Raw genomic sequence first — 18,292 nt, forward strand, 5'->3', positions numbered from 1 at the left:
CTGCAAGTATTCTGGGATGCAAATACAGGGGGTATTCGCACCAGTATTAGGAGCTGCATCCGATGACCACCAGCCGCAAAGGCATTATTCTAGCTGGTGGCTCAGGGACGCGTTTATACCCGCTTACGCGCGGGGTTTCTAAGCAATTGATGCCAGTTTTCGACAAGCCAATGATTTACTATCCGCTCAGCACTTTAATGCTGGCAGGGATTCGGGATATATTGATTAGGGGCCTATATAGATAGCTAGCCGAGCGGCTCGCTAGACAGTCGGCCAAAGTGCCACGATAAATCGGCAAGCATTGGTTAGATCATTCATGCGCCGAGTGCTGGACGTCGGTGCTGTAAAAACCTCACCCCGCTGAACATCTATCGACATGCACAGCTTGTTGTCCGCTAGCGAGTTGCCAGCCAAATTCTGATCCACATGGGCTCGTGCCAAAGTGGCCACATAAAGCCCCATTTCGCGGCGCTTGCTAATTGCCGCTTCGGTTTTCTCATCGCTCTGGGTCATCCTAAGCACGGCAGCGCCAATGGTGTCGTTACCCTTGCGATTTTTGCCGTGCGCAAACAAATCTGCACGGATCGAGATTTCCAAACCCTCAATCTCAAGTTTCTTTTGCTGCTTTGGAGCGTTAGAGAATGTGAACTGGCCGAGCTGGTTTTGCATCCTCTGGATACCATGGATCACTTCGATGCAGTTCTTAGCATCATCCTGCATCAATGCAGACATGCTCGAGTCTTGCGTCCGTTGCTCGAACATCGCCTCAGCGGCATGTAGGGGATTCACAGATCGGTCTGCGCTTGCTAAATGCTCGCAGATGGGGCCACGCGCATCTTTATATCGGATGATCGGCGGTATCTGCGGAGACTTCGCGCGGCGTACGATCCCAACGCGCGCGGTATCAGAGGAAACCATGTATTGTGCAAGATCGTTTACAGAAATTCGGGGTTTTTTTGGAGAGGCTTTAGCCATGGACGAAATCCTAGGTAGTTTTCAGATAGACGAAAGTCGCGCCTTGCATTTAGGCATGCTTTCACCGCATAGCATAAGTGACCTAGAATGCGAGCATTTGGGTTTTGATGGTTACTTTTTATTTGAAACTGACGATGACAGGCAGTCAAAGGGCATAAAGATACTCGGCAAAGCGCCAACACTAGATGCGGCGTTTCGATTGCTAGACATCTGGCAGGTCGGCACAGCACGGGCAGCAACCGTGTAGCACGCTACTTACTTAATGATTCGGTTCATATCGTCAAAAAGATACGGAGCGATTGTAATGGACTTCTGCTTTGCCTCCGCTTTTTTGAAGCCTTCAATGTCTTCATGCATCTCCATTCTTGCCTCTACACGGCCAATTTGACGGATTAGAACGTCTCTTCCTTCGTTGGTCAGCCACTGGTGGAAGCGAGCGCGTCTGCGCCCATCGTCTCGAATGTTAAGCTTGTCCAATTGAGTTTTGACGTAACCGTTCTCAATGGGGTCATAGATGTATTTGTTGATGAATTTACCGTAGTATTGAGGGCGCTTTCCGGAACTCGTCGTTGCGTTTCCATAGAGTCGATCAAGCTGCGAAAAAAACGTATCTGGAAAGGTGTAAAGCCACTTTTGCAGGCCCTCCGCGATATACCGCGACAGCAGAAGTCTAAGTGCATCATTGGTCCTGACTTTTTGATAGCCAGTAGCCTCGTCGATAACCGCAGCGATCCCGACTTTAGCGAACGCAGTAAGCAAAATTTCGGCCTGCTCAGCCTGCGGAAGTTGGGTGCTGGTAAGAACCCCATCCCTGCGTGCACTCAGATACATTTCGCACAGGTCTGCTAGCAAAGAGGCGTCGTAGCCCGTCTTTATTGCGTTCCCGTCGCGGTATTCTATGGTTTTGATCCGCTCAATAACATCCTGATTTATATATGGTTTCAGGTTGTTTGCAGCGATAAATGGGGGCACTTTGATCCCATCAATCTGCAAACGGTCATTCATGCCCTGACGGCGCTTTTTGAATGCAGAAAAAATGGAAGTCGCACTAAGAATGCGCGTTTCGTCGTCCAAGACAGCGCACTGCAAATCGACGTTCCCGATTGGAAGCGGGCCGCTTAAAAGAGCGTGTCGCTTGGGCAGAGGGTTTTCCTCGGCAAGCATAGCTTTGGCCACGTCATCAAATTCAGCGTCAATTGGATCGATGATATTCTTGTCATCAGCCATTGGTTAGTTCCTTATAGGTGAGGCGCTTACCGGCCATACGGGTAGCAGTCATATCGATGAATTGCAGGGTGTCAGCCCGTGCCGTGTTGTGACGGAATGAGAACTCGCTGACATAACGGTGAAGGTGTTTTGGCGACATGTAATGATAGACGCCATTATAGCCACGCTTGAGCAGCGCCCAAAAGCTCTCAATGCCGTTTGTGTGAATGCAATAGTCACGCACATACTCGCCAGCACCATGATTGACGGTGAAGTGCTCAAAACCTTCTGAACGCAGCCCACGGTATGAGCCATGTTCGTCAGTGGTGACAAACGCACCCTTGCGGACATTCTGACGTACAAAACCTTTAAGGGTGGCGGCCGACGTATCTGCGATAGGGGTGGCACGCACTTGGCTATTTTCGTCGCGAGCGCCGATCACCGCAACCTTGCCAACGGGGCCACGACCTTTGTTCTGGCGCTTGCTGGCGTGTTTGTTGCGCTCTTTGCCGCCAATGTAAGTTTCGTCTACCTGCACGTCATCACCCATTGGACCTTCATCGCGACCAGACAGCCATGTTTCACGAATGCGCTGCGCTAAAAACCATGCGGACTTTTGGGTAATACCCAGCTCGCGCGCCATTTGGGTTGAAGGGATGCCTTTGCGAGCGGTTGTCATCATGTAGATGGCCATAAGCCACTTGTGCAGGCCAAGGCGGCTTTCTGCTAGGACTGTGCCGGTGCGAACACTGAAATGTTTGCGGCAGTCGCGGCAGCGGTAAGGCATGGGCTTGTGATCTTTGCATTCGACCACGTTAAGGCTGCCACAGTGACCGCAGGCAGGTTCACCACCCCAGCGGTTGCGCTCAAAATACTTGCGAGCAGCTTCCTCATTCGGGAACTTCTCGAAAAACTGGTAGAGGCTGATCGTCTCTGGCTTGTCTTGTTTGCTACTCATGAAACTTAACTAGCCAAGACTGGCTAGAAAGTCAAGCGGCATAGTGGCTAGTTAGGTATATAGGTCCCTAAATTATGACTTGGTACAGGTTTGATTTTTGTTGGCTGAGAAAGGAAAGGGGCTGTGCTTCAGGATGTATCGCTCCTCAATTGGCTCGGCGCAGGTCTGTATCTGTTCGCGGCCATGATGTGCGGCGCGGCATGGAGGTTTTCTGTGCGAAAGGGCATGAGCGTGCCGCATGGGCGGGCTTGGTTCCTGATGGCACTGTTCTTTTGTATGCTTATCGTGTCGCGATTGCTGGGTCTTGAGGACATGCTACGCGAGTTGATGCGCGATCTGCTGCGATCTTGGGGTGCTTATGAAGCTCGCAGTGTTTGGCAACTTCCCGCCATGATTGCTCTGTTTGCAATCGCAGTCAGCCTTCTTGGCCTGGTTCTCCGGCAAGGATTTCGCGCCAAATTGCACGCCATCAGCAGCGGTGCAAATAGGATGCTGATGACTGCGCTACTTTCCGCTTTTGCGATGCTGCTGTTGATTGGGCTGCGAATCATATCGCTGCATTCGGTAGACGCTCTGTTGTATGGAGGCCCACTAAAGTTGAACTGGATATTGGATATTGGTGCCTCACTTCTCGTCGCTGGATGCGCGGTGCGGTGCGCGGTGATTGTAGCGGGCAGGCAGAGCGGCTTTCGCTAAATCTCGCCCTTCTCAATAAAGCTCGAGACTGCGTCTAGAAGCTCTGCAGAGGCCTTAGGTTCGTCGTCCGGCAGGTCTGGGTTTGCCAAGGTTCCCCTTATCGCAGAACCGAGGTCATTTGTATCCCAAGCAATAAGGATGCCGGGCCGATTGCTCAGCTGTTTGGCTGTCGCCAACTGATGATCATTGCGATGCTCGCCTAACGCCGCTCGCCGGGGGAGCAAGATGACCGGTTTTCGCAGTCTTTGAGCTGTCAACACCGTACCAATCCCCGCGTGTGAGACGATCAAATTGGAATCGGTTGCCAGCGCTTCAAATTCGCCAGCGTCCAAGCTTTCGTGCGTTTCCATATTGGCTGGACGGTAATGGCCTCGCCCCGTCTGAGCGATCAGGGGCGTATCCAGCATTGGGGCAATATCGTCCATCGCGCGGATCAACCGGTCAAACCCCAACTGCATTCCCACTGTCACCAAAATCACAGGACCGCTCCACGAAAGAGCGGTTTGGTGTCGCTAGCCAAATGGCTCCACTGCGTAAGGCAGTCATGGGCAACATATTTGGACAGCTCGCCGCACATTGAGAGCTGTTCGGCATTAGCAACGCTATCGATCCATAGCGTTTTGGCGCCGATCAACCGTCCAGCAAGAATGCAGAAAAACCCTGGTGCGGCCCCAGTCGAGATCACTATGCTCGGCCTTTCTTTCAGCACGAGACGGATTGCCACAATCAGGCACAACAGCGCGCGAATGGGCGTGCGCTGATTGCAATCAGGCAGTTCGGCAGCGCGCTCAATGCCATGCGCGCTCGCCATATCTTTGTGGGTTGTGGCATAGCAGACCTCGTGCGTATCCATTGAGGATCGCAGTATCATCAACTGCTCCCAATGCCCTCCGCCCGAAGCGACTGCCAGAACCTTTTTCATATCATAACTGGCCCCTCATCTGGCAAAAGTCACTGACCAAACAATTGTGTGACTTGTGCGCACAAAGTCAATCAATCACCGCCTCGATATCTTGCCAGCCGAAGCCGGGCAGGCCAATGTCGCCCGCTAGAAGGAGAGGAATTGTATGACGCAATCAAATGGGCCGTTAACTGGTCTCAAAGTGGTCGAGTTTACAGGCATTGGTCCAGGGCCGCACGTTGCAATGCTGCTCGCCGATATGGGCGCTGAGGTTGTTCGGATTGAGCGTCATGGCACGCAGATCAGCAATCCGGTAGTCGAGCGAGCACGCAATCGCGTTGCGGTCGATGTGAAGAGCGATGAGGGCCGCGCATTTTGCCTAGAGACTTTGGTCAAAGCAGACGTTTTGATCGAAGGGTTTCGCCCCGGTGTCATGGAGCGCTTAGGCCTGGGGCCAGACGAAGTCCTGAGCGCGAATAAGCGCTTGATCTATGCCCGGATGACCGGGTGGGGTCAGGAAGGTCCGCTCGCAAAGGCGGCTGGGCATGACATCAATTATATCGCGATAACTGGCGCTCTCGCCGCGGTTGGCCGGGCCGGAGAGCCCGCGATACCCCCGCAGAACCTTGTCGGTGATTTTGGCGGCGGATCAATGTACTGCGCATTTGGAATTCTTGCAGCTCTCTATGAACGCGAGCGGTCCGGCAAAGGGCAAGTTGTCGATGCGGCGATTGTCGATGGAGCCACCAGCCTAATGAGCTTTTTCTTCGGTGCTGGCTCGCGGCCCTTCCTCTCAACCGAGAAAGGCAAAGGGATGCTTGGCGGAGCGGCGCATTTCTATCGCTGTTTTGAATGCGCTGACGGTTTGGAAGTGTCCGTTGGTGCGATTGAACCGCAGTTTTACGCCGAGTTTCTGGCCAAAGCGGACGCTCCAAGCGGACTTGCCGAAGGTCAGATGAACCCAAGCAATTGGGACGATTATGCCGAGCAATTGGCGGCCATGTTCAAGACCAAGACACAGGCCGAATGGTGCGATTTACTCGAGGGTAGCGATGCTTGCTTTGCGCCGGTCCTTCCGGTCGAGCAAGCCCGCGAGCACCCGCATTTGAAGGCACGCGGTGCCTATGTCGAGCATGGCGGCAAGTGGCACACCGCGCCTGCTCCTCGGTTTAGCCGCACTCCGGGCGTCATCCGCGACAGCGCTATGGACGGCGCAGATGTCGCCGCAAGCTGGAAGAAGGAAGACTGAAGCCAATGGCTGGAAAGTACTTTGACCAATGGCAAGTGGGCGAGCGGATCGAACACGATATCCGGCGCACTGTGACCGAGACGGACAACCTGTTGTTTTCGACCATGACGCACAATCCTCAGCCGCTTCATCTTGATGTGGAGGCCGCGAAAGAGAGTGGTTTCGGGCAGATTCTCGTCAATTCAACCTTCACGTTCTCGCTTTTGGTTGGGCTCTCAGTTGGCGACACAACGTTAGGTACGCTTGTGGCAAACTTGGGCTTTGATAAGGTCGTGACGCCCAAGCCAGTGTTCATCGGCGACACCTTGCGCGCGGCGAGTGAAGTCAAAGAACTGCGCCCTAGTAAGTCGCGCCCAGAGGCGGGTGTTGTGACGTTCATCCATGAATTGACGAACCAACGCGATGAGGTCGTGTGCCGCTGTGAGCGTTCTGCCTTGCTGCAAAAATCGGGCTGACCATTTCCCTTTGGCTTGACGAAGTGCGTGTCCTCGGCCCACATTCCTAGCCATAAAAAGAGGAATGGGAGGGACGCCATGCAGATGACGTGGAAAGCGGCCGCTTTGGCCGGCATTGCGAGCATTTTGCTGGCCGGATGCGACGCGTTAAGCGGCGTAGATGAGGCGCAAAGCGGGGATGGCGTCGGCACCATCGAACTCGCGGAATTTCCCGACCGGCCCTATTGGGGCGACACTCACCTCCATACGGACAATTCGGTCGATGCGTTTGGCTTCGGCGTCCGCCTCGGCCCGGAAGATGCGCTGCGCTTTGCCAGCGGCGAAGAGGTAACGGCGACCACCGGTGTGCCTGCCAAGCTCGCTCGCCCGCTCGATTTCCTGGTCATTGCCGACCACTCCGATGGCTTAGGCGCGACCCGGCGGCTCTACGATGCCCCTCGGATCGGCGTGCAGACGATGGGCGATGAGACCATGCTGCGCTGGTACGACATGATGCATGAAAGCCCTGAGCAATCTCAGCGTGCAATCGGCGAGCTGATTACGGCGGCGGCTAATGGCACTTTGCCCGAGGCGATGAGCGATCCCGAGAGGCAAATAGAAAACACCACCGACATTTGGAACACCCAGCTGGAGATCCTCGATCGTTACAATAAGCCGGGCAGCTTTACGGCGCTGGCCGGGTTTGAATGGACGCTCATGCCTGATGGCAACAATTTGCACCGGGTGGTGATGTTTCGCGATGGCAGCGACCGGACCAGCCAAGTTCTTCCGTTTCCGGGCCTAAGCAACACAGCGGAACAATTGTGGGATTATATGAGCGCCTATGCGGAGAAGACGGGCGGCAAAGCGCTCGCCATTCCGCACAACTCGAACCTGTCCAATGGGATGATGTTTGAGATGACCATGCCTGATGGCAGTGCAATGACGGCCGAATATGCGGCCAAACGTGCAGCGGCAGAGCCTGTGGTCGAGGTGACGCAAATCAAAGGCGATAGCGAGTCTCATCCGCTGCTGTCGCCCAATGATGAGATGGCCGGCTACGGCGTGAAAGGTTGGGAGCTTGGCAATTTGCCGCTCACCGCCAAGACTGAGCCTGAGATGCTGAGCGGCAATTATGTCCGAGAAGCGCTGAAGCGAGGGTTGTCGCTTGAAGAGCAGCTTGGCGTGAACCCTTATGCCTTTGGCATGATCGGTTCGACCGATAGCCACACCTCGCTCGCTACGGGTGATGAGGACAATTTCTTCGGCAAGCACACCGGCAATGAACCAAGCGTGGAAGATCGTGCGACCGCTGCACAAAACCTCGGCACGCGCGAAGGACGGTTCGGTTGGCACTATCTTGCCGGCGGCTATGCAGCGGCATGGGCGCGCGGCAACACGAGGGCTGAGATTTTCGACGCGTTTGCCCGGCGAGAGGTCTACGCCACCACTGGCCCTCGCATGTCCGTGCGTATCTTTGGCGGGTTCGACTTTACTGATGCGGATTGGGACGGCGATTGGGTCAGGGCAGGCTATACGCGCGGCGTGCCAATGGGCGGTGAATTGGCCGACAAGGGAAGCGCGCCAAGCTTCATGATCTCCGCGCTCAAAGACCCTGACGGCGCAAACCTCGACCGGGTTCAGGTGGTGAAGGGGTGGATCGATGCCTCGGGCGAGGCTCAGGAGCAGGTCTACGACGCCGTGTGGAGCGACATGGAGAGCCGCGCGCTAGCAGGCGGCAAGGTGCCCTCCGTTGGCGATACGGTTGACCGCGAGACGGCGACCTACACCAATGACATCGGTGCAGCCGAGCTGCGCACGGTCTGGAACGATCCAGACTACTCCGAGGGTCAGCGCGCATTCTACTATGTCCGCGTCATCGAGATCCCAACGCCGCGCTGGTCGCTGTTCGATGCGGTGCGTTTTGGGATCACTCTATCAGAGGGCGCGATGGCCGACGTTGTGGCGCAAGAGCGTGCGTACACCTCCCCAATATGGCTGCGGCCGGCGGTGGTCGCGACGGCCCCTGCCATCATGGAGGAAGAGTGAGCGAGCCTGGGGAGGCGGCCAGAGCCTGGCCCAACTGGACGCGCGAACCGCTGGTCCATTTCCTGGCCGCGGGCGCGCTCGTCTTTGCCCTCTTCGCGTGGCGGGGCGAAGAGGTTGACCCTGCCAGCCGCACGATAGACATCAACCGCGCGGTTCAGGCTGACCTGTCCCTGAGGTTTGAGCGGATATTGGGCCGGGCGCCGACGGATGCGGAGCTTGATCAGCAAATCGAGCGTTTTGTCCGCGACGAAGTGCTGTATCGAGAGGCACTGCGCCTTGGCTTTGATCAGGGTGATGCCGTTATCAGGCGCAGGCTGGCTAGCAAGATGGACCTTGCCGCCAGCGCGCGGGCTGAGGCGGCTACCCCTTCCGATGAGACCTTGCGCGCTTGGTATGAGGCCAGTGCGGAGCGCTATGCTGGCGCAGTGAGCTACAGCTTTGATCAGCTCTATTTTGAGAGCGAAAGCGCGGCTAGGTCTTCGCTCGCCAGTCTCACCTCGGGCGGTGACTGGAGCGCCATCGGCGAGACCATCAGCCTGCCCGCATCCACGCAGGCCATGCCCGCCCGCGAAGTCGATACCCGCTTTGGCGAGCTGTTCTTGGCGGAGCTCGCACAGCTTGAACCCGCAGAAGGCTGGCAAGGCCCCCTGCGCTCTGGCTTCGGCTGGCACGTGGTCCGATTGCGAGCCAAGACCAGCGTTGCTGCGCCCGACTTTGCCGAGGTCCGCGGCCAAGTCCTCAACGATTGGCGCAGCGAGACGATCGCGGCCCGCAAGGACGCGGCCTATGACTTGCTGCGCAGCGCCTACACGGTTGAGATTGCCGAGTGAGGTCATGGCTGGGATGGCTGCTCGCGTGCTGCGCGGTGCTGCTTGCAGTGCCTGCGTCCGCCGATGAGATCCGCCCCGCCGTTGTCGAGCTGTCCGAGCAAGAGCCAGGCGAGTGGCTGCTCGATTGGAATCTGCCCATCCCATCCGCGGATCAGGCCGCCGGTCCCGTTCCTGCGCTGGTGATCCCGGAGAGCTGCACCTTCATCGAGGGCCCCGTTCTTCGCGCCGCCCCGCTCGCGCAGCTTGGCCATGCCCGGTTGCAATGCGAGGGCGCGCTCGCGGATCAGCGGATTGGCTTTGCCGCACTGCCCAGCGGTTCGGATGCGCTGCTGCGGGTGGTTCCGATTGGGCAAGCGTCTCAGACCTCTCGGCTGACCTCGGACATGCCAAGCGTCCTCATCGCCGCCGCGCCCACCACTTGGGGCGTCGCGCGCAGCTACTTTGTCATCGGGGTTGAGCACATCCTGCTCGGCTGGGACCATCTGCTGTTCGTCATCGCGCTGGTGCTGCTGGTGCATGGCGGCTGGTCGGTCGTCAAAGCCGCCACAGCCTTCACGATAGCGCATTCGGTCACACTGGTCGCGACCACATTGGGCTATGCCGGATTGCCTCAGCGACCCGTCGAGGCGCTGATCGCGCTGTCCATCCTGTTTCTGGCGGTTGAGCTGCACGGTCGCGGCCAGCCGGATCGCCCGATGAGCTGGACGCAGCGCGCGCCGTGGCTGGTCGCGCTGGGTTTCGGCCTGCTGCATGGGTTTGGCTTTGCCGGCGCGCTGTCGGAGATCGGCCTGCCATCGGGCGAGATCCCCGCCGCATTGCTGGCCTTCAACATCGGCGTGGAGGCGGGGCAATTGCTGGTCATCGCCGCCGTGCTGTGCCTGCGCTGGATGGTCCTGAGCTTGGCGCCTCAGGCATGGCCGATCGCTCTGAAGCTCATCACCTACGCTATCGGCACCATCGCCAGCTTCTGGCTGTTTGAGCGGCTTCTGACCTAGCTCTATCCATCGCATGTGAGGCACGCTTGGAACGGCTGGAACACAGTCATGACCAAAAAACCAATCGATCACAGACGTGGCTGTTGATCGATTTACTCGATTAATGCGGGGCTGGAGGGCGCGAAGCAAAAGCATGCCGCAGTCCTAGCGAGCGCGCGCCAAGTAGGAAAATCCACGCGCCCTCATGCTCCCGCGCAGCGCCATCCCAGCGAAAGGGATTCTCCTGAACCTGCCCAAGGGCTGGGCTCTCGCGCGGGCAAGTGCTGCACTGCATGGCCCTAGACCCCAGCCCGCACTGGAGTGACGCAAACGATGAAACACGCGTCATGCTGAATTCAACTCGGCATCCATCTTTAGCTCCAAGCCTAGCTGGCCGCGCGGGGGATGGGCTTTAAACCAGATTCAGGCTGACATGGGATGTTTAGTACCGAGGCTAACCAACTTTACTCGAGCGTCGGCTTTGAGGTGTCTCGTATCAGCTATAAAATGATCATCATTGGGGGTGGAAACAGACATTGTTCAATACGTCCCCACCTATGCGATATATGTGGTCGCATACTCGGGTAGTTGGGTGTTGGCGCTCCTTGAGCAAACAGACGCACTAGAATCGAATTTCTGTCTCGACTCCGACGATCCTTGGCGCGTCGAGTGGCGCGTAGAAATTTCCATCGGAACCGAAACCGAAATTCTCAAAAGCCAGTCCGGTTGCGATCCTGCGGTTTGTCACATTGTCGGCAAAGGCACGTACTGAGAAGCGCTCCCCCTCATAACCCGCCTGCAGGTTAACTACTCCGACCGCGCCGCGAACGACTCTTTCGCGCTCGTCGAGCGAAGTTCTGCCAATGGCGTTGAGCTCAATCCGGCCAAAAAGCCCCGAAAGTATCTCGTAGCGAATAGCCAAGTTGGCATCGAATTCAGGGACGAGTTTGACCGGGTTACCTCGCAGGTTTTCTGTCTCGCTAATCTGAAAGTCGCGATAGGTTGCATCAGCATATCCCAAGCTGCCGGTCAGTTTTAGACCGTCAATGGGCTCATACCCAGCCTCAATCTCAAAACCAGCGCTTTCGATTGATGCGGTGGAGGCGATAAAGGCGGAGGAAATGACCTGCCCTTGATCGTTAAAGAGGACCTGCACCTCCTGCCAATTGTTCGAGCGAATGTAGAATGCTGCTGCGTTGAAATAGGCCTTACGGTCCGGGCTCGACGCCTTGAAGCCGATTTCATAGCTCCAAACGCTTTCTTTATCGAACCGAATGACTTCATCGGCAACATCTGCCTGAGCCGCACTTAAGTTAAAGCCGCCTGGGATATATCCGCGAGCGGCGCTGGCGTAGATATGCACCTGATCGCTCGGCTTGTAGCTCAGGGCGAAGCGAGGGAGGAACGCGTCAAAGGTGTCTTCGAGCTCGATGTCTTGAAACAGCAATTGCGTGAAGCCAAGGTCAAGCACACCTTCAGATTGACTGGTGCTGCGTCTTGCATAATCATAGCGTAGGCCGGCTGTCGCGCTCAGATTTTCCCACAGACCAAGCGTGGCGGAGCCAAACACCGCAAAGTCTTCTCCGATGGAGAATTGTGTGGGAGAGAATTGGAAGTCATTTAGACCACTTTGAGGGTATCGCTCAATGCGCCACCAACAAACCCATCGACGCCGTACCCAAGGTCACCGTTGAACGTGGTGAGCGTGCCGCGCACCTCTCCCTCTAACGAGTTTGTCGGTTGCCTTGTGTTGATCAAGATGAGGCCAGCCTCGCTGTTTGCGCCATACAGCGTGGACTGCGGACCGCGCAAAACTTCTATGGACTCGATCTGGTTGAGCACTGCATTGCTCAATTCGCGGAATGGTATGCCATCGATATAAATTGCTGCGCGATTCACGATGAATGGGTTCGATTCGACCCCTCGAATGGAAACGAAGACCGAACTAAGCTGACCACTTTCATTGAATTGAACGTTAGGGACGAGGTCATCGATGCGCCGGACATCACGAAGGCGCGTTTCGCGTATAGTTTTCGCATCAAGGACCGTGACAGCCACATCGCTGTCTTGAACCGTTGTCTCTCGCTTTTGACCGGTGACGACAATACTCTCGCCTTGAGATTGCTCCGGTGTTTCGAGCAACTCGTCTGTCTCTTGCGCAACCGCCGGGCTCGCGAGCAGGCAGGCCGTGACGGCAACAGAACCACCGACCGCAAATTTGTATTTCCTAAGCTTTTGCATCACCACCCCTTATTGCGAATTGATCGCAAAATGGCAGTGTGGGATCAGCGGTACAATCTTAGAAGGCTACGCCAACCGGCAAATGTCACCGCGATCCAGCAATTATGCCCCGGGCGCTTTGGCTTGGCGACATTCCAAAGTGTTTCTTGAAGGCTGTGGAGAAAGCGTTGGGCGTATACCCTACTGTGTAGGCTGTCACTGCCGTTGAAGCGCCTTCACACAGCATCTGCGCCCCCCGTTCCATCCGCCGACGAGTGACATACTCCATTATACTCTCACCGTAAGCGGCTCGGAATGCGTGTGTCATAGTTCGCTGGCTAACTTGACAGTGGTCAGCCAAAACACTCAGCTCGAGCCGCGCACCTAGATGTGCCTCAATGTAGTCGCGCACAGTAGAAGCTGAATTGGAGGCGCAATTCCAAATGGATTGTTCCACACCCCGTTCGACCGCATTACCTACCAAGGCAATCAGTTCCATTGCCCGTGCTTGTAGAAGCATGGTGCGGACATCGCCCTGAAATTCTTCGCCTAACGGAGACAGCAATCGCTCTGCAGCAAATGCCGCTTCGCCGTTTAAGAGCATCAATGGTTGGTTGAGCGCGGCGTCGTTGATTGACCGCAAGACCGACGTTGCAGTTTCAAGCGCTTGTGCGGGAAGATAGTAGCCAAATGACTTTACGCTTCCTGCCTCAAGCTCTGTGTCAAACACACCTTCTTGTTCTTCGATTCTCACAAAGCTGAGAGTGGTACCTGCAGATCGAAAGCCGCCATATTTTTCCGAGTGCGTGCATATCTGGGCATTGCCAACGCTGATATGTAACCCAGAGGGTATAGTCGCCTCGTAGCGACCAGACGGACCAAACTCCCGATCGGAATTCCAAATGGCACCCCCACCAAACGGAACTTCTTCGCTTGCTATTTGTGCTGCCTGAGAAAAGTCGTCGAACTCGTCGATCATCTGCCTTCACCGATCATGATACTAAATATCATAGCCGCAGTTTTTGCTCGCAGCAAACTCGCTGGACATTGTGGAAGGTGTAAGGAGCGCGTCTGGCGCGGGAGCGGAAAATGGATACTTAGACAACTGCCTCAGCAGTGGCCTCTAGCTCACGCCAATTGGCACTCGGAGGGTTGAGCCGCATCGCACAGATCGCCAATCCAACAGCGGTCGCTGCAAGCAGAGTGTTAGTCACTATTGAGATTGCTCCTATTGGCCCCTGCAAGGCGATGTTAGTTGCCGTTGCGACTAGGAGCAGCGCAGCGCTTAAGAACCAACCAATCCGGACAACCCTAATCGGGGTCTTCGCGAGGTAGATCGCAGCTAAACCAGCGGCCCAGACACCCAAGCCAATTGGAGCAATAGGCAGACTAAGGCCGCTTGTGCCCATAACAGCTCCGACTGCCAAAGCCAGAGTCAGCCCGGTTGTCATGCCGCGCCATGCGGCCTCTGATTTAGGCTTTGGCTGGCCTTGTTGCATCTTGCGTTTGAACCAAATCATCATGCCGCTGCTGGTGATGTAGGTGAGGCCCAGCGCCAAAACGAAGTAGAAGAACTTGATCGGGTAACCGCCAAAAGTGCCGTAATGCAAAGGTTGTACTGCTCCGAATATCCGCGCTCCAACCTCCGAACCTTTGCCGCCGAACTTCTCCAAAAATTCACCATCATTGCGATAGATGTCAGAAGAGCGGGGCGATAGAATCCCTTCTTCGCCATAAATCACGGAAGTGGTGTTGCCACTGTCTTTAGGATTGCTCGCAACCATGAGCGCGAATGTCCGCCCCTCTTGATCGGAATTGCGGAGCATAGCCGCATAGTCTGGCGACCTTTCCATAGCGGGCGCTTCCAGGATTGGCTGCGGGCCGTTGATGGCGCTGATAGCCTTCTCGGTATCGCCTTCGAACGCTACGAATGCCAGCGCTGACACGGTGATCCCAGCGACTCCCAGAAAAGCTCCGGTGAAGGTCAAAACCAAGTGATACGGCAGACCCCAAACACTCAATCTGTTGTGAATGTCAGTCCATGCGAGTCGCGCATTGCGGTCCAGCCTGAGTTTGAAGGCATCTTTGAAGATCGTTGGATGAGCAAAGATGCCAGACAGTATGAGCGTGAACATGACAACGCCAACCAGGCCGACGAGGTAACGCCCCCACGGGTTGGGCAAGTGCAACACGGTGTGCAGGTCTTCGATGAAATGCGCATAGGGCGCATCGATCTGATCGAGCAATTCACCCGAACTGGGTTCGACGATCCATTCCGTCGTTTGCAAGGGACTTTCACGGTCTGGCCTTTGGTTAAGCCTAACTGTGGTATAGGGCTTAAACTCGTCTGGCGCGTACAGAATTACGTTGAGTATCTCATTGCCTTGCTCCAGCCGAGCCTCTGCATTCTCTGCCGCTCTCGCCGCGACCTCAGGCGTGACGGATTGTGATGTAACGACGCCGCGATTTTCCCAGAGCGAAATCTCTGGAACGAATAGCGTGAAAGCGCCTGTCACGCTGACAATGTAGATCAGCGCTGCAAGGCCCAGTCCGAGTACGGAATGCGAGTCAATCATTCGGCGAACGAATGAACTCTGCTTCGAGGCTTCTGCGGTGATTGGCTGCTCTGCATTCATGACAGGTAGAATATCCCAAAGGAAACGAGCGAAAGCGCGATTGGAACCGCTACGACGCGCCAGAGTTTTGGATCGACTGTGGCGTGCAATGCGCCAATCGACCAAAAGAGCGGCGAGGACAGTCCGCCGATAAAGAGCCGGGTGAGTTCGGTCGTCCAAGGCTTGGTGGCAACAAGAAGGCTAAGCCCTAGCGCAGCGATCAGATAGAGTGGCCCGGCAGAAAGTAGCTTAACCGCGAGGCGCGTTTTGGAATTGCTTGGCGGCGTTGGCATCCGTCTGCCCTGACGCGGGACACGGTCATGACCAATCGCCTTTGCGCGAAAGAATGGGTGCAGAATAAAAAGATAGGCAACAACGGACACGACCGTGAGCGCACAAGTCACCCCAAGTTCAGTGCCGAGCGCCAAGGTCATGATCCAAGCAGATGCCAGCATAAGCGCCAAAGCGGCGATTGTGAGCGCCAGCAGGCCACGTTTCTGACCGAGCTTGAGCGCCCAAATCCCCGCCAGTTGAGCAGCAACTCCGCCAACAATCAGCATGGAATAAGCCGTTCCACACACGAGGTGAGATTGCGCTGAGCGTCGGGCGATCTTTTCACTCGCTCAAATACCGTTCGTCTCTCGCTCACGTGAAAAAACGCAAATGAAGCGAGATAGAGCAGCGCGGTGAGGGTAAGTAGCTCCATTGCTCGTGTCAGAACCTTCCCGTCAACCGCACACCGAACTGGCGGGGCGCACCAACAAGTGCGGTCGTAACATCGTTCGCGATGAAGGGACCGCCAGGGCTGTTTACCGCATCAACAGGGTCATTGATTGGATCGAATGTAAAGAACTCTTCGTCCAAGAGATTGCGAGCAAACACCTCAACACCAAAGTATTCACCCTCCCAACCGACATTCAGATCGACGGTGAACGCGGCATCGTTAAAGCCAGTGGGCTGTTGAACACGTTCCGGGATATTCGGCGCCAATCGATTGAGATCGATAACGCTGGTAAAGTTTCCATCAGTCAGGCGTGTCTGCAAGTTAGTGTAAAAGCCGCTATCGTGCTCATACCGGCCGCCCAGACCGACCGTGACATCAGGGGCATAGGCAAACTCAAATCCGGTGATGTCTCCGCCGATAACGGCGCTCGCCTCGGTAAACTCAGTCTCGGAATAGCCGAGACTGGCAAACAAGGTCAGGCCATCTGTAGGCTCCATTGTCGCTTCAATTTCAAAGCCGAGTAGCCGCGATCGCCCCGCATTGTCGGTGATGGTATCTAGCGGATTGGGTGTCAGTTGAACCAAAATTTGCTGGTCGGTGTAGTCAATGATGTAGGCGTTCGCATTCAGCACAAGCGCACCGTCACCCCAAACTGAACGGAACGAGAGCTCATAATTGTTCGTGAACTCAGGATCGAAGCTGTTTACGATATTTGCTTCTTCGAGGGCAGCTTGCTCGCTGCCTTCAGGGGCCAAAGCTGCACGGAACGTGTTGAACGAAAGCGCGCCCGCCCGGTATGCTCGCTGGTACGTGAAGCCGAGCGACACATCGTCGCTGAAGTCATATACAATCCCCGCCTTAGGCAGGAAGGCTTCGAAGTCGTTGTCAGCTTCAAATGTGAATTGGGTTGAGAACTGCTGCTGCGCAGCCAACAGCACCGGATCAATCAACGGGTTGCCTACTGCCAGGTCAGGAACGATTGTCGCATCGAAAACCGTCTGCTGAACATCCTCTCTGTCGTAGCGAGCACCCAAGGTGAGGTGCAGTCTATCTGTGATGTCGATTGTCACTTCACCAAACACTGCGAAGTTCTGCACATCGGTAGTGCTTCGCCGCACGAGCTGAACCGGGAAGCTTGGCACTTCAGAAACGATTAGCTGCCGGATAGCGGTCGCTTGCGCGATCTGTGCGGGCGTCGGAGCCTGAGTCATAAACAGCAATCCAGCAAGCGTTGGCGCTTGTGGGAAGGCAAAGTCTGTACCTACTACAGTGCTGTTATTGCTGTCCCGGCTGCCTTCATTGTCGAAAAAATAACCGCCAAGAAGGCCGGAAATACCATCGCCATCATAGGCCAAACGGAATTCTTGGGTGAAGATGCGATCATCGCGCAGCGTGATTTGAAGCTCATCATTCAAGCCAGTTACGCCGGGGTTCGAGTTGTCTGGATCGAAGTTCAAGAAGCTTGCACTGTCGATGTAACTGGTGACAGAGGTGAGCGACCATTCGTCGCTGAAATCATAGCTGATTTCACCCGATGCGATGTAAGCCTCACCCCCTTGTCGGTCGATGTTGTTCTGGATCGAGGTGCGCTGCCCGTCTTGGCGAAACAGCTCTTCGACTACGCGATTTTCCCCCTCTTCGTTGTCGGAATAGGTGAATGTTCCGCGAATGGTTAAGTCTGGCGCGAAGTCCGGTGTGAGGAGAAGCGTGGCACGGCCTGTGATTGCCTCAGACTCGTCAATATCGTCGCGGTCCAAGAATGTGTTGTTTTGGAAGCCATCAGAGCGTTGGTAGTCACCTGCCAACCGCAAAGACACTTGCCCTGGCGCAATTGGCACTGTGATTGCTCCCGAGCCGCGGAACGTGTTGAACTCGGAAACCTCGACTTGAGCATCGCCCGAAAAAGTATCACCCGGATCGACGGTGCGAATGACGACTGCGCCAGCCAATGAGTTGCGCCCTTGGATGGTCGATTGTGGGCCACGGAAAACCTCAACACTTTGCGCATCCCAGATGCTAAAGGCCCCGTTGGTCAATAGGCTGCTGGGAATGAAGACGCCATCTACGAAGATCGAGGCAACATCGCTGGTAGACTCGCCTGAGCCAGCGCCTGTGTTTCTCAATCCACGGATTGAGAAGCCAGCGCCATCAAACAGGCTCGCAACGTTGGCGGTCTGATTAAGTACATCGTACACGTCTCGAAAATTGGCGTCTTGAATGGCCTCTTGATCCACCACTGCGACGGATGCTTGCGTATCTTGGAGAGAGCGTTCGATCTTTTGACCGGTTACAATGATCTCATCATTTAGCTGCGCGCCTTCGTCGCCGCTAGCATCGTCCTGAGCTAAAGCTGGTGAGCTCGCCAAGACTAGAGCGGACGACGCAAGCAGGAAATTCATTTTCATAGATTGTAACCCTAAAACGAATCACCATTGCGAATGATTCTTATAATCATTCGCAA

Annotated in this window: 18 protein-coding genes and 1 pseudogene; 8 read left to right on the plus strand and 11 right to left on the minus strand. The window is 55.7% G+C overall.

The window, feature by feature from the left end; all coding sequences use genetic code 11:
- Positions 1-62 precede the first annotated feature (62 nt).
- A pseudogene (locus AC0V6M_RS06885) lies at positions 63-227 on the plus strand (sugar phosphate nucleotidyltransferase); the annotation flags it as partial.
- A gap of 34 nt (positions 228-261) precedes the next feature.
- Here AC0V6M_RS06885 and AC0V6M_RS06890 read toward each other — a convergent pair.
- Positions 262-975, minus strand: a complete 714-nt coding sequence (locus tag AC0V6M_RS06890; RefSeq protein ID WP_486138087.1) for a hypothetical protein — start codon at positions 973-975, stop codon at positions 262-264.
- Here AC0V6M_RS06890 and AC0V6M_RS06895 point away from each other — a divergent pair.
- Entirely contained in the window at positions 974-1,222 is a 249-nt protein-coding gene (locus AC0V6M_RS06895) for a hypothetical protein (protein ID WP_486138088.1), read from the plus strand. The two genes, AC0V6M_RS06890 and AC0V6M_RS06895, sit on opposite strands and share 2 nt — an antisense overlap.
- 8 nt (positions 1,223-1,230) lie before the next feature.
- Here AC0V6M_RS06895 and AC0V6M_RS06900 read toward each other — a convergent pair whose 3' ends face one another.
- Complete coding sequence (locus AC0V6M_RS06900; RefSeq protein WP_486138089.1) at positions 1,231-2,202, minus strand: P63C domain-containing protein; 972 nt, start codon at positions 2,200-2,202, stop codon at positions 1,231-1,233.
- Positions 2,195-3,139 (minus strand): IS1595 family transposase, encoded by a 945-nt coding sequence (locus tag AC0V6M_RS06905; protein WP_486138090.1) that lies wholly within the window; start codon positions 3,137-3,139, stop codon positions 2,195-2,197. The genes AC0V6M_RS06900 and AC0V6M_RS06905 overlap by 8 nt, the downstream gene beginning before the upstream one ends.
- Before the next feature lie 123 nt (positions 3,140-3,262).
- On the opposite strand from AC0V6M_RS06905, the gene AC0V6M_RS06910 reads away from it, so the two are divergent.
- The gene (locus AC0V6M_RS06910) at positions 3,263-3,835 is read left to right on the plus strand and encodes a hypothetical protein (RefSeq protein ID WP_486138091.1); all 573 of its coding nucleotides are present in this window, start codon (positions 3,263-3,265) and stop codon (positions 3,833-3,835) included.
- Here the strand turns inward: AC0V6M_RS06910 and AC0V6M_RS06915 are convergent.
- Both AC0V6M_RS06915 and AC0V6M_RS06920 read right to left on the minus strand, forming a co-directional pair.
- On the minus strand, positions 3,832-4,293 hold the full coding sequence (locus tag AC0V6M_RS06915; RefSeq protein ID WP_486138092.1) for a glycosyltransferase: 462 nt from the start codon (positions 4,291-4,293) through the stop codon (positions 3,832-3,834). The two genes, AC0V6M_RS06910 and AC0V6M_RS06915, sit on opposite strands and share 4 nt — an antisense overlap.
- A 17-nt stretch (positions 4,294-4,310) precedes the next feature.
- Complete coding sequence (locus AC0V6M_RS06920; RefSeq protein ID WP_486138093.1) at positions 4,311-4,757, minus strand: glucuronosyltransferase; 447 nt, start codon at positions 4,755-4,757, stop codon at positions 4,311-4,313.
- A 145-nt stretch (positions 4,758-4,902) separates the two neighbouring features.
- Between AC0V6M_RS06920 and AC0V6M_RS06925 the strand changes: the two genes are divergently transcribed.
- The 5 genes from AC0V6M_RS06925 (at position 4,903) to AC0V6M_RS06945 (ending at position 10,293) form a co-directional block, all read left to right on the plus strand.
- Positions 4,903-5,985, plus strand: coding sequence for a CaiB/BaiF CoA transferase family protein (locus AC0V6M_RS06925; protein WP_486138094.1), 1,083 nt, complete (start codon positions 4,903-4,905; stop codon positions 5,983-5,985).
- Positions 5,986-5,990: 5 nt separating this feature from the next.
- Positions 5,991-6,440 carry a MaoC family dehydratase gene (locus AC0V6M_RS06930; RefSeq protein WP_486138095.1) on the plus strand — a complete coding sequence of 150 codons (450 nt, stop codon included), beginning with the start codon at positions 5,991-5,993 and terminating at the stop codon, positions 6,438-6,440.
- Positions 6,441-6,524: 84 nt separating this feature from the next.
- A complete protein-coding gene (locus tag AC0V6M_RS06935) occupies positions 6,525-8,468 on the plus strand; it encodes a DUF3604 domain-containing protein (protein ID WP_486138096.1) in 1,944 nt (647 codons plus the stop codon).
- On the plus strand, positions 8,465-9,298 hold the full coding sequence (locus AC0V6M_RS06940; RefSeq protein WP_486138097.1) for a peptidyl-prolyl cis-trans isomerase: 834 nt from the start codon (positions 8,465-8,467) through the stop codon (positions 9,296-9,298). The genes AC0V6M_RS06935 and AC0V6M_RS06940 overlap by 4 nt, the downstream gene beginning before the upstream one ends.
- Positions 9,295-10,293 (plus strand): HupE/UreJ family protein, encoded by a 999-nt coding sequence (locus tag AC0V6M_RS06945; RefSeq protein ID WP_486138098.1) that lies wholly within the window; start codon positions 9,295-9,297, stop codon positions 10,291-10,293. Before AC0V6M_RS06940 ends, AC0V6M_RS06945 begins: the two co-directional genes overlap by 4 nt.
- A 601-nt stretch (positions 10,294-10,894) precedes the next feature.
- On the opposite strand, the gene AC0V6M_RS06950 is transcribed toward AC0V6M_RS06945, so the two are convergent.
- From AC0V6M_RS06950 to AC0V6M_RS06975, 6 genes are all read right to left on the minus strand, one after another.
- Positions 10,895-11,920: a TonB-dependent receptor gene (locus tag AC0V6M_RS06950; protein ID WP_486139583.1), complete on the minus strand. Its 1,026-nt coding sequence runs from the start codon at positions 11,918-11,920 to the stop codon at positions 10,895-10,897.
- Positions 11,893-12,513: a TonB-dependent receptor plug domain-containing protein gene (locus AC0V6M_RS06955; RefSeq protein WP_486138099.1), complete on the minus strand. Its 621-nt coding sequence runs from the start codon at positions 12,511-12,513 to the stop codon at positions 11,893-11,895. Before AC0V6M_RS06955 ends, AC0V6M_RS06950 begins: the two co-directional genes overlap by 28 nt.
- Positions 12,514-12,598: 85 nt before the next feature.
- Entirely contained in the window at positions 12,599-13,471 is an 873-nt protein-coding gene (locus AC0V6M_RS06960) for a helix-turn-helix transcriptional regulator (RefSeq protein ID WP_486138100.1), read from the minus strand.
- A gap of 118 nt (positions 13,472-13,589) precedes the next feature.
- Complete coding sequence (locus AC0V6M_RS06965) at positions 13,590-15,068, minus strand: PepSY-associated TM helix domain-containing protein (protein WP_486138101.1); 1,479 nt, start codon at positions 15,066-15,068, stop codon at positions 13,590-13,592.
- Between the two features lie 56 nt (positions 15,069-15,124).
- Positions 15,125-15,667 (minus strand): hypothetical protein, encoded by a 543-nt coding sequence (locus AC0V6M_RS06970; RefSeq protein ID WP_486138102.1) that lies wholly within the window; start codon positions 15,665-15,667, stop codon positions 15,125-15,127.
- 154 nt (positions 15,668-15,821) lie between these two features.
- Positions 15,822-18,236: a TonB-dependent receptor gene (locus AC0V6M_RS06975; protein ID WP_486138103.1), complete on the minus strand. Its 2,415-nt coding sequence runs from the start codon at positions 18,234-18,236 to the stop codon at positions 15,822-15,824.
- Between the last annotated feature and the right edge of the window lie 56 nt (positions 18,237-18,292).

This window comes from Erythrobacter sp. JB3-1 (genome assembly GCF_057364995.1).

What these genes read in the sequence shown, in the direction of transcription:
- AC0V6M_RS06895 (WP_486138088.1), top strand. Translation starts at nt 974, where the DNA reads ATGGACGAAATCCTAGGTAGTTTTCAGATAGACGAAAGTCGCGCCTTG.
- AC0V6M_RS06890 (WP_486138087.1), bottom strand. Translation starts at nt 975, where the DNA reads ATGGCTAAAGCCTCTCCAAAAAAACCCCGAATTTCTGTAAACGATCTT.
- AC0V6M_RS06900 (WP_486138089.1), bottom strand. Translation starts at nt 2,202, where the DNA reads ATGGCTGATGACAAGAATATCATCGATCCAATTGACGCTGAATTTGAT.
- AC0V6M_RS06905 (WP_486138090.1), bottom strand. Translation starts at nt 3,139, where the DNA reads ATGAGTAGCAAACAAGACAAGCCAGAGACGATCAGCCTCTACCAGTTT.
- AC0V6M_RS06915 (WP_486138092.1), bottom strand. Translation starts at nt 4,293, where the DNA reads ATGCAGTTGGGGTTTGACCGGTTGATCCGCGCGATGGACGATATTGCC.
- AC0V6M_RS06920 (WP_486138093.1), bottom strand. Translation starts at nt 4,757, where the DNA reads ATGAAAAAGGTTCTGGCAGTCGCTTCGGGCGGAGGGCATTGGGAGCAG.
- AC0V6M_RS06925 (WP_486138094.1), top strand. Translation starts at nt 4,903, where the DNA reads ATGACGCAATCAAATGGGCCGTTAACTGGTCTCAAAGTGGTCGAGTTT.
- AC0V6M_RS06930 (WP_486138095.1), top strand. Translation starts at nt 5,991, where the DNA reads ATGGCTGGAAAGTACTTTGACCAATGGCAAGTGGGCGAGCGGATCGAA.
- AC0V6M_RS06935 (WP_486138096.1), top strand. Translation starts at nt 6,525, where the DNA reads ATGACGTGGAAAGCGGCCGCTTTGGCCGGCATTGCGAGCATTTTGCTG.
- AC0V6M_RS06955 (WP_486138099.1), bottom strand. Translation starts at nt 12,513, where the DNA reads ATGCAAAAGCTTAGGAAATACAAATTTGCGGTCGGTGGTTCTGTTGCC.
- AC0V6M_RS06960 (WP_486138100.1), bottom strand. Translation starts at nt 13,471, where the DNA reads ATGATCGACGAGTTCGACGACTTTTCTCAGGCAGCACAAATAGCAAGC.
- AC0V6M_RS06965 (WP_486138101.1), bottom strand. Translation starts at nt 15,068, where the DNA reads ATGATTGACTCGCATTCCGTACTCGGACTGGGCCTTGCAGCGCTGATC.
- AC0V6M_RS06970 (WP_486138102.1), bottom strand. Translation starts at nt 15,667, where the DNA reads ATGCTGATTGTTGGCGGAGTTGCTGCTCAACTGGCGGGGATTTGGGCG.
- AC0V6M_RS06975 (WP_486138103.1), bottom strand. Translation starts at nt 18,236, where the DNA reads ATGAAAATGAATTTCCTGCTTGCGTCGTCCGCTCTAGTCTTGGCGAGC.